Annotated in this window: 13 protein-coding genes; 10 read left to right on the plus strand and 3 right to left on the minus strand. The window is 66.1% G+C overall.

The window, feature by feature from the left end:
- Positions 1–19: 19 nt before the first annotated feature.
- Together trxB and AS26_RS04265 are read left to right on the plus strand one after the other, a co-directional pair.
- Positions 20–979, plus strand: coding sequence for a thioredoxin-disulfide reductase (gene trxB, locus AS26_RS04260; RefSeq protein ID WP_062306385.1), 960 nt, complete (start codon positions 20–22; stop codon positions 977–979).
- A gap of 103 nt (positions 980–1082) precedes the next feature.
- Positions 1083–1751 (plus strand): hypothetical protein, encoded by a 669-nt coding sequence (locus tag AS26_RS04265; protein ID WP_245629603.1) that lies wholly within the window; start codon positions 1083–1085, stop codon positions 1749–1751.
- Positions 1752–1833: 82 nt separating this feature from the next.
- Here AS26_RS04265 and AS26_RS04270 read toward each other — a convergent pair whose 3' ends face one another.
- A complete protein-coding gene (locus AS26_RS04270) occupies positions 1834–2286 on the minus strand; it encodes a PTS sugar transporter subunit IIA (protein ID WP_062306402.1) in 453 nt (150 codons plus the stop codon).
- 245 nt (positions 2287–2531) lie between these two features.
- Between AS26_RS04270 and AS26_RS04275 the strand changes: the two genes are divergently transcribed.
- From AS26_RS04275 to AS26_RS04295, 5 genes are all read left to right on the plus strand, one after another.
- Positions 2532–3320 carry a DeoR/GlpR family DNA-binding transcription regulator gene (locus AS26_RS04275; protein ID WP_245629604.1) on the plus strand — a complete coding sequence of 263 codons (789 nt, stop codon included), beginning with the start codon at positions 2532–2534 and terminating at the stop codon, positions 3318–3320.
- The gene (locus AS26_RS04280) at positions 3317–4297 is read left to right on the plus strand and encodes a 1-phosphofructokinase family hexose kinase (RefSeq protein ID WP_245629605.1); all 981 of its coding nucleotides are present in this window, start codon (positions 3317–3319) and stop codon (positions 4295–4297) included. Before AS26_RS04275 ends, AS26_RS04280 begins: the two co-directional genes overlap by 4 nt.
- Positions 4282–5691 carry a PTS fructose transporter subunit IIC gene (locus AS26_RS04285; protein ID WP_062306386.1) on the plus strand — a complete coding sequence of 470 codons (1410 nt, stop codon included), beginning with the start codon at positions 4282–4284 and terminating at the stop codon, positions 5689–5691. Before AS26_RS04280 ends, AS26_RS04285 begins: the two co-directional genes overlap by 16 nt.
- A 327-nt stretch (positions 5692–6018) precedes the next feature.
- Entirely contained in the window at positions 6019–7446 is a 1428-nt protein-coding gene (locus tag AS26_RS04290; protein ID WP_245629606.1) for an amidase family protein, read from the plus strand.
- A gap of 12 nt (positions 7447–7458) precedes the next feature.
- Positions 7459–7821, plus strand: coding sequence for a DUF423 domain-containing protein (locus AS26_RS04295; RefSeq protein WP_062306389.1), 363 nt, complete (start codon positions 7459–7461; stop codon positions 7819–7821).
- Here the strand turns inward: AS26_RS04295 and AS26_RS04300 are convergent.
- Together AS26_RS04300 and AS26_RS04305 are read right to left on the minus strand one after the other, a co-directional pair.
- Positions 7720–8652, minus strand: a complete 933-nt coding sequence (locus AS26_RS04300; RefSeq protein ID WP_245629607.1) for a DMT family transporter — start codon at positions 8650–8652, stop codon at positions 7720–7722. The two genes, AS26_RS04295 and AS26_RS04300, sit on opposite strands and share 102 nt — an antisense overlap.
- Positions 8653–8663: 11 nt before the next feature.
- Positions 8664–10466 carry an alpha/beta hydrolase family protein gene (locus AS26_RS04305; protein ID WP_062306393.1) on the minus strand — a complete coding sequence of 601 codons (1803 nt, stop codon included), beginning with the start codon at positions 10464–10466 and terminating at the stop codon, positions 8664–8666.
- Between the two features lie 239 nt (positions 10467–10705).
- On the opposite strand from AS26_RS04305, the gene AS26_RS04310 reads away from it, so the two are divergent.
- The 3 genes from AS26_RS04310 to AS26_RS14625 all read left to right on the plus strand — a co-directional run bounded on the left by AS26_RS04310 (position 10706) and on the right by AS26_RS14625 (position 13250).
- Positions 10706–11371, plus strand: coding sequence for a YdeI/OmpD-associated family protein (locus AS26_RS04310; RefSeq protein WP_306303048.1), 666 nt, complete (start codon positions 10706–10708; stop codon positions 11369–11371).
- A gap of 68 nt (positions 11372–11439) precedes the next feature.
- Positions 11440–12513, plus strand: coding sequence for an SWIM zinc finger family protein (locus tag AS26_RS14620; RefSeq protein ID WP_245629608.1), 1074 nt, complete (start codon positions 11440–11442; stop codon positions 12511–12513).
- Positions 12456–13250: a hypothetical protein gene (locus AS26_RS14625; RefSeq protein WP_245629609.1), complete on the plus strand. Its 795-nt coding sequence runs from the start codon at positions 12456–12458 to the stop codon at positions 13248–13250. Before AS26_RS14620 ends, AS26_RS14625 begins: the two co-directional genes overlap by 58 nt.
- Positions 13251–13298 lie beyond the last annotated feature (48 nt).

The raw sequence follows: 13298 nt of genomic DNA on the forward strand, positions 1-13298 counted from the left end.
AAAGAGGGGAGGACTTTCCATGGAACACAGGAGGCTCATCATCCTGGGAACAGGGCCTGCTGGATACACGGCGGCCATTTACGCGGCGCGAGCCAACTTGGAGCCGCTCGTGTTTGAGGGCGATCAGGCGGGCGGCCAGTTGACGATGACGACGGAAGTGGAAAACTTCCCGGGCTTTCCGGACGGCGTCATGGGTCCGGAGTTGATGGAAGCGATGAAGAAGCAAGCAGAAAAGTTTGGCGCGGTGTTTCGGTCGGGGATGGCGACGGGGGTGGACCTGTCGCAGCGCCCGTTCAAGGTCGTGATCGACAAAGAACACGAATACACGGCGGACGCGCTGATTGTGGCCACGGGCGCTTCGGCCAAGCTGCTCGGGATTGAGGGCGAGAGCGAGATGATTGGCCGGGGCGTGTCGACGTGTGCGACGTGCGACGGGTTCTTCTTCAGGAACAAGCGCGTCATCGTGGTCGGCGGTGGTGACTCCGCGATGGAGGAGGCGACGTTCCTCACGAAATTCGCGTCCGAGGTGACGATTGTCCACCGCCGAGACGAGTTCCGCGCCTCGAAAATCATGCAGGAGCGCGCCAAGGCAAACCCCAAAATCCGGTTTGTGATGAACGTCCGGCCGAAGCGCGTGCTGTCCGACGGCAACAAGGTGACCGGGCTCGAGGTGGTGGACAATCGGACGGGAGAGACGAAGGTGCTCGAGGCCGATGGCGTGTTTGTCGCTATCGGGCACAAGCCGAACACGGACTTCCTGCGCGGTCAGCTCGAATTGGACGACATCGGGTACATCGTGACCAAGGGGAACACGTCGGAGACCAACGTGGAAGGCGTCTTCGCCTGCGGCGACGTGATGGATTCCCGCTATCGGCAGGCCATCACGGCGGCGGGGTCCGGCTGCAAAGCGGCCATGGACGCGGAGAAGTTCCTGGAAGGTCAGGCCGCGCACGACTGGTCGGTGTCGCTCAACGCCTGACGGCTGGACAGGATTTCTGCTTTCGGCACCGTCTGCATGTCGAGGGCGACGTCGGCGCATACTTCAGGCGAAACACCCACTTCAACGAAGGAGTGACGCCTAGATGCAGCCGATGCAGCCGATGCAGCCGATGCAGCCGATGCAGCCGATGCAGCCGATGTACGGTGCCCAGGGACAGGGCCAGGGGATGGGCTACAACGCGCAGGTGTATCAGCAGATGCGCCAGTTTGCGACGCCCGTCGAAACGGTTCATCAGCACATCCAGCAGGACGCGCGCTACGCACAGCCGTCGTACGGCTACGCGCCGGTGGGAACCATGGGCATGGGCCACAGCATGCTGAGCCAGTTTGGGTCCCCTCCGCAGATGGTCCGTCAACATATTCAACAGGACCTACAGGCGTACGACGCGCACCCGATGGGACAAGCCATGGCGGGGATGCACGAAAATGCCGGATACGCCTCGGGCTATGGCTCGTACGGCGGGCCCCAACAGGCGCATCTCATCTCTATGCAGGGGCGCCAGGCGTATCAGCAAGCGGCGGGCCACGGCGGCTACGGCATGTCGCCCATGGGGCCCTCTGGGATGATGGCCGGACAGGGCCAGGCGCAACCGTATTCGCATGCCATGCCGATGCAGCCAGGGCAACAACCGTACGGGTATGGCGCTCCGGGCCATGCCTCGCAAGGCGCGTTTGCACAATACGGGACAGATCCTCGGGTCGTGCGGCAGCATATCCAGCAGGACCTAGGTTATTACGGTGCGATGCAGTGACACGAAGGGCCAGCCGCTCGCCGAGCGGCTGGCCCTGATGCCTTCTCGCGCTGCCGTGGCTTCGGATTGCCCGGCGCGCTCCTCAGTTTTCGACGGCTCCGCGAATGGTATCCACCAGCTGATCCTCATCGACGGCCTCTCGAAGTGCGTTCACAAAGTCGTCGTGCATGAGTTTCCGCGCAAGCTTGGACAGCAATCGGAGGTGATCGTCGTGCGCACCTTCGGGAACCAGAATCAGGAACACCGTGTCGACGGGCTGGCCGTCTAGGCTGTTCCAGTCCACGGGTTTCGCCAATCGTGCGAACAACAGCGCGGGCGCCTGCACCGCGGCGCTCTTGCCGTGCGGAATGGCAATGCCTTTGCCGAATCCAGTTGTGCCTTCCTGCTCCCGTTGCTCCACGGCCTGTACGGCGCGTTCCACATCGGCCACGTGACCCGAGCGGTGAGCCTGTTCCACCATTCGCCGAATGACGTCGGCTCGCGTCGCCACCGATTCGTCCAGAAAGCACACGTGTTCACGCGTCAGCATCGTCATCTTCTTGGACCTTCCCTTCCTCTCGTTTTCCCACCGTTGCGCGACACGCTGGGCGCGGCGGTCTGCCGCAACCAAGCGTTTTCACGCACCATCGACGCTCCGTTGACAATCCCCATGCTACACCATAGAATGATCACAATCAATCATATTTGAGCATAATAAAGCGCTCGTATGTGAACGATGCCTCCGGCCTTCTTCTCGGCAACGGCGAGCCCTGCGGTTGGGCGAGCGTCGCACAGGAGGTGATGCCTGTGTTTGCGGATGAGCGCAAGGCCCGCATCGCTCAGCACGTGCTCGCGCATCAACGCGCGACCGTGAGTGAACTTGCGCAGATGTTTCAAGCCTCCGAATCCACAATTCGGCGAGATCTGCAAGAACTCGAGGAGCAGGGCGTGTTGCGCCGAACGCACGGCGGGGCCGTAGCCAAAGAGATCGCCGCGTTTGAGCCCACGTGGAGCGAGAAGCGCATTCAGAATCAAGAGGCGAAGATGCGCATCGCGGCGCTCGCGCTCGAGCTCGTGCGGCCCGGACAGGTGGTGCTCCTCGACGCGGGGACGACGACCTACGAGCTGGCTCGGCAATGGCGGCACGAGGGCGTGACCGTCGTCACCAACAGCTTGGATATCGCTTCCGAATTGCGTTCGCGCCGTGAACTGGAGCTCGTCCTGTTAGGTGGCCAGTTTCGCGCCAAGACGGGAGCTTTCGTGGGCCCGTTTGCGGAGCGCATGTTGGACGAACTGCACGTCGATATCGCGTTTCTGGGCGCCAACGGCGTCGACTTGCGCGGCTTCACGACGCCTAATCCCCAGGAGGCGGCTGTGAAGCGGGCGATGGTCCGCTGCGCCGATCGCGCCGTGCTCGTGGCGGATCGCACGAAGCTCGATCAGATCGCCTTTGTTCGGGTGGCGACCTGGGACGAGATCGACACGTGGATCTCGGACGGGCCTCTGCCTGACGGCGAGTGGCGCCGCTGGCAAGCGGAAGCCGAGGTGGAGTTCATCTGTGAGCGCGAGGACGGAGGGGTGAGGGAATGACAGCGCAGCCGGACGAGCCAGAAAACCTCCGCCTGCCTGACATCGTGACGGTGACCGTGAATCCAGCGATTGACGTCTACGTGCGCACTGACGCCCTCCAGCCGGGCGAACTGCACCGCGTGGATGAACAGGTGCTGGTGCCGGGTGGGAAGGGCGTGAACGTCTCGCGCGCGCTCGAGGCCATGGGACGGCCGAGCCGCTCGTTTGGCTTTGCAGGCGGTTCGCGCGGGCGATGGCTGGCTTCCTCCCTACCCGCATGGGCGGAATGGGTCTCAATCCCGGGCGAGACGCGGATGAACCTGAAGGTGATGGAGGACAGCGGGCGACTCACGGAGTTCAACGGGCCTTCGCCCGCGATCGATCTCGACAGTTGGATGACCTTGAGTGACCGGGTGCTGGGCGCCTTGCGGCCGGGATCGTGGCTCGTCATTGCCGGGAATCTGCCGGACGGATGTCCGGTCGATGGGTACCGCGCGTGGACCGAGGCGGCCGTGCAGAAGGGGGCGCGCGTCGTCCTCGATTCGAGCGGCAATGCGCTGCGCTTCGCGCTCGAAGCGCGTCCGCACGTCGTCAAGCCCAATCGCCAGGAACTGTCGGAGTGGGCCGGGTGCCCCTTGGCCGACACGGTCGAGGTGATTGGGGCGGCAAGGCGCATGGCGCGATACGCAGCGTGCGTCGTGGTCTCGCTCGGTGCGGAGGGCGCCGTCGCGGTCACCGAGGAAGGCGTTTGGCGCGTTCGCGTACCGCGCGTCAAGGTAGTGTCCCCTGTCGGCGCTGGGGATAGCCTGGTGGCTGGCATGGTGCACGCGCTCTCGAGCGGAGTCTCCGTGCCCGATGCGCTCGCGTTCGCGTCCGCGGTGGCCACGTGCAAGGTGACACTGCCGCCGGGTGCGTTTCCTTCGCTGGCGCAGATTGCGGCGATGAAGTCACAAATCGAAATGGACACATGGAGGGATGTGCTGTGGCCAAGTTCGTAGCGGTGACCGCGTGTCCGACGGGAATCGCGCACACGTTCATGGCGCAGGAGGCGCTGTTGCAAGCCGGGAAGAAGTTGGGTCACGAAGTGCGCGTCGAGACCCAGGGGGCGCTCGGCGCGGAGGACGCTTTGACGGAGGCCGAGATCCGCGAGGCGGACGCCGTGATTGTGGCGGCCGACAAACAGGTCGATCTCGACCGCTTTCGAGGAAAGCGCTTGTTGCAGACCTCTGTGAGCGCCGCTATCAAGGAGCCGGAGAAGTTGCTGGAGGACGCGCTTGCGGCGCCGACCTTTGAGCCTCAGGGATCGCCCGGAGCGCTCGACGAGATCCAGGCCGCGAAGCAGGCGCGCAACCAGGGGACGCCCGCGGTGTACCGTCACCTCATGAACGGCGTGTCGCACATGCTGCCGCTCGTCATCGCGGGGGGCATCTTCATCGCGCTCTCCACGGCCATTGACATCAACGGACAGTCGTCCTTGGCTCAGGCGTTCGACAACATCGGCGGCGGATCGGCCTTCAAGCTGTTTGTGCCCATTCTCGCGGCTTTCATCGCGCAGTCCATCGCGGATCGCGCCGCGTTCGCCGCAGGTCTCGTGGGCGGTTGGATCGGCACGCAGGGGACGATGTATCACGCGGGGCCGAACGCGAGCGCCGGCTATCTGGGAGGCATCATTGCAGGCTTCGTCGCGGGCTATGTCACGCTGGCGTTGAAAAAGTGGATTCGCGTGCCGCGATCGCTCGAGGGCATCAAGACCGTTCTCATCCTTCCGGTTCTATCCGTGGGCATCGTGGGGCTTTTGATGATCTACGTGTTGGGCCATCCGGTGGCCGCGCTGATGGGCGCTCTGTCGAACGGCCTGATGCACATCGGCGCGAGCGCGTCGCTTGGGCTCGGCGCCCTGCTCGGCTTGATGATGGCCTTCGACATGGGCGGTCCGTTCAACAAGGTGGCCTACTTCTTCGCAGTTGGCCTGTTGGCCACCAAGACGCCGGAAGCCGAGATGATCATGGCCGCGGTGATGGGCGCGGGCATGGTCCCGCCGCTGGCGATGGCGATTTCTGCCTTTGTCGCGCCGCGCAAGTACTCGGCGGAGGAGCGGGACGCTGCGAAAGCTGCGGTGATTCTGGGCGCCTGCTTCATCACCGAGGGGGCGATTCCGTTCGCGACGCGAGATCCGCTGCGCGTGATCCCGTCCATCATGGTGGGCTCGGCGGTGACGGGCGCGCTCACCATGTTGTTCCGCGTGACGAATCCGGCCCCGCACGGAGGCATCTTCGTGTTCCCGCTCATCGGGCACTGGTATCTGTTCGTCGTCGCCATCCTCGTTGGAGCAGGCGTGGGCGCGGCCATGGTGACGGCGCTGAAGCGGGAGGCAGAGCCCCAGGCCGCCTGAGGCCGGGGCAAGGCGCTCTTTGTCGCGACAGGACCCACATCGCCCGCGGTGTGGGCCGCATCGAAGCTAGGGACTGGGCGTGGGGAAACGTCACCCACGCCCATCGCCTTTTTTCGAAGCGGTCGAAACTTCTTCACCCAGGCCCTCGACCCCCTCGGCCGAGGATGTCATGGACGCAGGAAAGGTCGATTGCTCAATGTCTGCGTCGAGGGTGATGTTCCTGTGCGAGGGACGCCGTGCGCGGATCTCGTGGCGGGATGGTCAAGACAAGCGTATGCGCGCTGTGGCAAAATAGCCGTGAGACACGAAGAGATGGGGGACGGCCTGATGGATGTCATGAGGGGAACGGTGGCCGAGTGCGCGACGGCCATTCGCCAGGGCGATGTGTCCTCGTTCGACGTCGTGGCGCGGCATCTGGAGCAGATCGCCGCGCACAATGTCGACGGGCTGGGGATTCGCGCCGTGATCGAGGTGAACCCGGAGGCGCTGCTCGAGGCCGAGGCGCGAGACCGGGAGCGGCAAAGCGGATTGTTGCGCGGTCCGCTGCACGGCGTGCCCGTGCTCGTGAAGGATAACCTCGATACGGCGGACGCGATGCAGACGACGGCTGGGTCCCTCGCGCTCGAGGGGCACCGCGCCCGGGAGGACGCCGAGGTGGTGCGCCGGCTGCGCGCGGCGGGTGCCGTGATCGTCGGCAAGGCGAACCTCACCGAGTGGGCGAATTTTCTGAGCGATCACATGCCCAACGGGTATTCCTCGCGCGGCGGCCAGACGTTGAATCCGTACGGACCTGGCCAATTCGACGTCGGCGGATCGAGCTCAGGCTCCGGCGCGGGGGTCGCGGCGGGCTTTGCGCCGGCGGCCATCGGCACGGAGACGAGCGGTTCGATTCTCAGCCCAGCGAGCGCTAACAGCCTCGTGGGCCTGAAGCCGACGCTCGGCATGGTGAGCCGGCGGGGCATCATCCCCATCGCGATGAGCCAGGACACGGCGGGGCCGATGGCGCGGACGGTAGGAGATGCGGCGCTTTTGATGTCGGTCATCGCAGGCCCGGATCCGCGGGACGTGGCGACGCAGGGCGTGCGCTGGCCGGCGCGCGAGGACTGGCTCGCCCTTCGCCGCGGCGCGCTGCAAGGCGCGCGCATCGGCGTGCCACAGGCGTATCTGGAAGGCATTCCGGACGACGAGCGGCGCGTGTTCGATCGCGCCCTGTCCGAGCTGCGCGAGCTCGGCGCGGACGTGATCGCGTGCGATCTGCCCAAGCGCGAATTCGACTTCGACGTGCTCGTGGCCGAGTTTCCGGCCGCGCTGAACGCGTATCTCGCGACCGTCGAGCCGTGGCTCCCCGTTCACTCGCTCAGCGACGTGATGGCGTGGAACGCCCAGCATGCCGATCGCGCCCTGCGCTACGGGCAGGCGGTGTTCGAGCGGGCGCAGGCCCAGAGCCATCATCACCTGGCCGACGGCGCGTACATTCGCGCGCGCCTTCGCGATTTGCGCGAATCGCGGCAGGAGGGCATCGATGCCGTGCTCGCGGCGCACCGCTTGGACGCGCTGGCGTTTGTCAACTACTACGGCTGCGCCATCGCCGCGAAGGCGGGCTATCCGTCCATCACCGTGCCCGCTGGGTACACCGAGGAGGGCAAGCCGGTCGGGCTGACGCTCACGGGCACCGCGTACAGCGACGTCCGGCTGTGCCAGTTGGCATACGATTACGAGCAGGCGACGAACCACCGTCGCCCGCCCGCGATGTGAGGAGGAAGCACGATGGGGTTTGCGATTTGGGGCGGCGTGTTCGCGTTTCTCGCCGTCGCGTTCGGCGCGTTTGGCGCGCACGTGCTCGGGGACAAGCTGTCCAGCGAGATGATGTCCGTCTATCACACGGGTGATCAGTACCAGATGTATCACGCGCTGGCGCTCATCGCGGTCGGCATTCTGCTTCGGCTTCATCCAGATTCTCGCCTTCTGCCCGCGGCCGGGTGGCTGTTCGTGGCGGGCATCGTGCTGTTCTCCGGCAGCCTGTACGCCCTAAGCATCTCCGGCGTCAAGGCGCTCGGCGCCATCACGCCCATCGGCGGGCTGTGCTTTTTGGCGGGGTGGATCTGTTTCATCCTCGCTTTGGCGCGCTGAACGCCAGAGATACGCGCCGACGCCGGCCAGGCACACGGCTCCGCCGACGGCTTCGAGCGGCGAGATAGGCTGATGCAAAAGCGCCATGGCAAGGAGGGATCCGACCACGGGTTCGCCCACGACCGTCATGGCGATGGCGGTCGGCGGCACGCGGTGCAATAGCGCGTTGAAGATGCCATGGCCCAGGATGGTGGACACGACGGCGAGCGCCGCGAACAAGAGCCAGTTGCGGACGCTGTAGCCCCCGAATGGCGCGCCGAGGCACGCGTTGGCGAGCGCGAGCACGGCGCCGCCGACGACGAAAGCCGAGGCGTTGTACGTGCAAGCGGGGATCTCCTTGCGCACCCGCGCGCCGACGAGCACGTAGCCCGAGACGGCGAGGGTGCCGAGGAGGGACATCGCATCGCCCAAGGCGCCTGTGCGCGAGAGCCCTGTGCTTGCCGCCGCGGCGAGGGCGGCGCCCGCGATGGCCACCGCCATGCTGGCGAGATCGAACGGGCGCGCTGGTGCGCCTTGCCACAGCCACTCGCCGGCCCAGACAAAGACGGGTTCGAGCGCCAGGATAATGAGCGACGACGCGACGCTCGTCAGCTTCAGCGACTCAATCCAAAACAGAAAGTGAAGGCCGAGCAGCACGCCGCTCGCCGCAAGCCATCCCGACATCCGCCGCAGGGCGTTCGCCGGCGGCCGTTCGCGCCACACGGCGGGCGCGAGCAGGACGGATGCCATCCACAGCCGGTACATGCCGATCACGCCCGCCGGCGCCGTGGACCACGCGATGAAAATGGCCGAGAACGAGATGGCGACGAGGCCGACGGCGAGGAGCAGCACGGTGCCGGCTCTCACGGCGCCGATTTGCGGCGGTTGCGTTCCAGAAACGCCACGGTCCGCCGGTAGGCCTCAATCTCGTTCTCCAGCTTCATGAAGCCGTGGCCTTCGTCCTCAAACACGATGTACTCCACGTCTCTCCCTCGCTCGCGCAGCGCCTGCACAATCTGGTCCGATTCCGCCTTGACGACGCGCGGATCGTTCGCCCCCTGGATGACGAGCATGGGCTTCGTCATGCCGTCCAGATACGTGATGGGCGAGTCCTTCACCAGCCGTTCAAGATCCGCCGGATCGTCCGGATCACCCAGCCACTGTTTCATGATGGGTTTCCAGAAGTCCGGCACCGATTGCGCGAAGGTGACGAGGTTGCTCGGCCCGAAGATGTCGACGCAGGCGCGGAAGTAGTCCGCATGCCGCCCGTGCAAGAGGAGGGTCATGTAGCCGCCGTAGCTGCCCCCGACCAAGAACAGCTTGTCGCGGTCCGCGAGGCCCTGCGCGAGGAGCCATTCGATGCTCGCCACCATGTCCTTGCGCGGCCCTTCGCCCCAGTCGCGCTCCACCAGCTTCATGAATGTGCTTCCGTACCCCGTGCTGCCGCGGAAATTCGGTGCGAACACCTGGTACCCGAAGCGCAACCAGTACTGGAACAGCTTCCGGAAGCCTTTGCGCTCGGCGGCCTGAGGCCCGCCGTGCGGCCAGACGATGGTGTAGCCGTTCGCCACCTCGGGCTTCGGGCGGAACAAGAGCGCTTCGATGCTCAGGCCGTCGAACGACGGAAAGCGGACCACCTCGGCCTCGACCAGGTCGTCCGGCGCATAGCCCATGGGGCGCACCCTGGTGAGCGGGCGCCAACTGCCGTCCAAATCCAGCATCCACACGTTCGCGGGCTCGTTGTCGCTTGCGCCAAGCAGGTAGAGCCGCCCGCTCGGTCCAACCTCGATTTGCCCGATGACGTCGCAAGGCGCGCCGAGCTTCTCGGCAGCGCCCGTCCGCAGGTGGACTCGGTACAATTCGTCGATCACGCCGCGCATCACGGTGGCGTAAGCGGTCTCGCTCGCCTCGTGCACGGCCACGTGCGTCACGCTGCCCTGTTCGGGCGCAAAGATGCGCTGAAACGAGCCGGTCTGCGGATCGAATGAAGCGAGGTACCGTTCGTCCGCCTGATAGTCCGTGGCGAAGACGACGAGATCGCCCGCAAACTCGATGGCATCGACGACATGCGGCGTTCCGGGGTCCGGGGTGAGGCTCATGCGCTCGCCGCCGCGGTGGAGGTGCGCGATTTGGTAGGTGTTGGCGAAGGCCGTCGCGGTCACAAACGAGGTCTCGTCGTCGCTCACGGCCACCAGCACGGTGGGACCTCCTTCCCCTTCGTAGAGCATCTTCTCTTCGCCGGATTCGAGGTCGAACACGTAGCCGCACAGGTACGTCGGATGGTCCTTGTCCGACGAATAGTAGATGCGGTTTCCGTCCTCGGACGTGGCGCAGAACATGAAGCGGCGCCCGTCGTGGGTGCGAAGCGGCTGCTTTTCACCGCCGCGAGGCGGGACGAGGTAGAGCTGGGCGTTCTCGTCGCCGTCGCGATCGAACGCGACCAGCACGTAGCGGCCCTGGGGGTCGAAGTGCATCGCATGCGGCACCTGGCCCTCGTTCGTGAGCCGGTAGGGGAAGGGGCAGTCGAGATCGATACCCCAGACGTCGTAGCGGCCGGAGAAGTTGGTGGCCACGGCGATCCGGCTCTCGTCCTTGGCGACCGCCAGACCGAGGATGGTGGGCGTGTGGAAGAGGTGTTCGGGATTCGGGTGTGGGAGTTGAACCACGCGTTTCACGCTCCTTCGTAGAGGTAACCTGAGGACCGTTCGTTCGAGGGCCTCTGTTCGACTTTCTGAACGCCTGACATGGATATTGGGCACCCGCGATGAAAATTCCTGCCCTGCCGCAGGGCGATACAAGCGGCGCAGCGGATGGGCCGAGCGCGGCGTCGGTGCGCCTTGGCTCGGTGGTTGTCCTCCTGTGCTATAGTCGAGGGAGAAGCGGAAGACGGGTCGGTGAAGAGACATTGGCGGATCGATGGGCACTTGAGGGCTCCACAGGTTGGAATCCCCATCCGCAGGTGGATTTGTACTTGCAACAGGGGTGCATGCGCTGCCGGTTTGGCGGCACGCCGGACTGCAAGGTCCACCGGTGGGAGGAGGTCTTGAAAGGGCTGCGGGCCATCTTGCTCGCGTCTGGGCTCAAGGAGGAAGTGAAGTGGCGGCAGCCTTGTTACACCTATGAAGGCCGAAATGTGGTCATCCTGAGCGCCTTCAAGGACTACTGCGCGCTCAACTTCCTCAAGGGCGGGATGATCGAGGATCGCCACGGCTTGTTGGAGAAGCCGGGGGAGCACACGCAGGTGGGCCGCCAGATGCGGTTTCGGAGCGCGGATGAGGTCCGAGCGCGCGAGGCGGCCATTCGCGAGTATCTCGAGCAGGCGGTCGAGATCGAGCGCGGGGGCAAAGCGGCGCCACCCCGCGAGGCGCCGGATTTGCCGCTGCCGGACGAGCTCTTGCGCAAGTTCGAGGAGATGCCGGAGTTGCGGCAGGCGTTCGAGTCGCTGACACCTGGCAGGCGGCGGGCGTACCTGATGCACTTTTCGGCGCCCAAGCAGTCGAAAACGCGAGCGGCGCGCGTCGAGAAGTGCATTCCGATGATCCTCGTGGGCAAGGGGCTGCACGACCGCTGAAGGGCCGCGGGCTTGCGCCGCGTCGAGGGGCCTGTGGCAGCTTTGGATCCGGCACTGGGGGTGAGGACGTGCACCACGCGTCGAGCTGGCGCAAAGCGCTGCGAGATCTCACGTCACCCTCTGGGTGGCAGGACGTTCTCCCGGAGTACGTGTTCTATCGCGGGGTGGAATACGCAGACGAGGGGCGCGTGGTCTCCTGGGCGCTGAAAGACGGCGTCATTTGCGGCGTCGTGCGCGGCGCGGCCGACTATCGCGTCCTTCTTAACGTGGACGATGTGGAGAGGAGCCGCTGTTCGTGCCCGTACGGCCGGCCGTGCAAACACGTGGTCGCGGTCGCGGTGCACGTCGCGCGCGAGACGCGACTCGACGGCATCCGACAGGGCCAGCCGCTCGATCTCGACGCGCTCCTCGGCGCCGTCGGCGACGGCGAATGGCCGGCCTATGTCGCCGACGTCATGGCGTCGCGCCCCGACGTGTCGCTTCTCGTTCGCGCCACGCGCTTTGTGCACACGGCGCCCGCCCGATGGGCGGATGGCGTTTCCCTCTCGAAGCTTGAGGAGGAGGCGCGGGCGCTGCTTCTCGCTGCCGACCAGGTCGCGCAAGGCGACACCCTCATCTCCGCTTCGCGCGATGAGCCGCATTCCGTCACGGTCACGTACACCGATGCGGGCTGGGAGAGCGCAAGGCGGCTCGTGCAGGGCTTCGCGGACGCGCTCGCGCGCCATGCGCCCGCGCCGCTCGCGCCCTACGCGGTCTACGAGTACCGTCGGCTCGTCGCGCGCCTCGGCGACGACGTCAGGGCGATGCCGAGCTTCGCCACAGGGCGCTCTTTCGCTCCCTGGGTGTCCCGCTCGCGGCTGCGGTCGAGCGGCTCGGCCGTCTCGGCGGGGAGGCGCTGGCCTCGTGGCGCGCGTGGTCCCTGGCCAAGCTCTCCGAAGCGGCGTGCGCCGAAGAGGCGCTCGTCGCGCTCTCCGCACTGCAGGGCGGATGGTTGGACGCGCACCATCTGCAGGCCGCCTGCGAGCGAATCGTCGCATTCGACGACTTCCCGCGCCCGCCAGGCCTGGACGGCTGCGTGCCCCACGTGCCCTGGATTCCACGGCCGCTCGCCGCGCTCATCGAGGAGAACTGGCGCGAGATGATCGACTTTGCGCTCCAGGTGGGCGATCTCGCTGCGGCGGACGAGATCGCCCGCATGCGCCCGGTGGCCGACCGCGAAACGGACATGCGGCTCGCGCAGGCCGCGATGAACGCGCTCCAGTGGGCGATTGCGGAGTCGAGTTTGAAGCGGATGGCAACCAGGCTGTCGTCGGCGGACGTATGGGCGATGCTCGCGCACGTGATGGACCGTCAGGGTAAGTCGGATGGCGCCACGTCCTGTTTGCGCGAGGCGTTCCTGTGCGATCCGACGGGCGACAGGCGGGATGCCTGGCTCGCGCGCCTGCCGCGCGGTGCGCGGCGCGACGCGGTGGTCCAGTGCGCGCATCTGCTCCTGAACCACCGGCAGATTGCCGCTGCCTGCGACTTGCTGCTTCACGAGGGATGTGTGCACGACGCGTGGCGCGCGCTTGAGGCGGGGCTTCAAGGCGCGGAGATGTGGTCGCCGGGGCCCGGGTTGGAAGGTGTGATGGCCAGGCTGGCCGCCGAAGACGCCGACAGGCTCGTCCAGCTTGTCGCGCGGGTCGCCCTGGAAGCCATCAGCCTTCGAGGCCGGGACGCGTATCGACGGGCGTGCCGGTGGCTTGCGGCGCTGCAGAACGGCCTGACGGCCGCCGGTCGCGGGGCTGCCTGGGACGAGGTGCGAGCGGTCGTGGCCCTCGAGAGCCGCAGACTTCCCGCGCTTCGCGACGAGTTGAGCGCAGCGGGCCTCTTGCCGTGAGAAGCTGTGCCAGGCGCTTCGCTTGCAACACGTGCCGCGCGTCGCGCG

This window comes from Alicyclobacillus sendaiensis NBRC 100866 (assembly GCF_001552675.1).
Taxonomy (GTDB): domain Bacteria; phylum Bacillota; class Bacilli; order Alicyclobacillales; family Alicyclobacillaceae; genus Alicyclobacillus; species Alicyclobacillus sendaiensis.

What these genes read in the sequence shown, in the direction of transcription:
- trxB (WP_062306385.1), top strand. Translation starts at nt 20, where the DNA reads ATGGAACACAGGAGGCTCATCATCCTGGGAACAGGGCCTGCTGGATAC.
- AS26_RS04265 (WP_245629603.1), top strand. Translation starts at nt 1,083, where the DNA reads ATGCAGCCGATGCAGCCGATGCAGCCGATGCAGCCGATGCAGCCGATG.
- AS26_RS04270 (WP_062306402.1), bottom strand. Translation starts at nt 2,286, where the DNA reads ATGACGATGCTGACGCGTGAACACGTGTGCTTTCTGGACGAATCGGTG.
- AS26_RS04275 (WP_245629604.1), top strand. Translation starts at nt 2,532, where the DNA reads ATGCCTGTGTTTGCGGATGAGCGCAAGGCCCGCATCGCTCAGCACGTG.
- AS26_RS04280 (WP_245629605.1), top strand. Translation starts at nt 3,317, where the DNA reads ATGACAGCGCAGCCGGACGAGCCAGAAAACCTCCGCCTGCCTGACATC.
- AS26_RS04290 (WP_245629606.1), top strand. Translation starts at nt 6,019, where the DNA reads ATGGATGTCATGAGGGGAACGGTGGCCGAGTGCGCGACGGCCATTCGC.
- AS26_RS04295 (WP_062306389.1), top strand. Translation starts at nt 7,459, where the DNA reads ATGGGGTTTGCGATTTGGGGCGGCGTGTTCGCGTTTCTCGCCGTCGCG.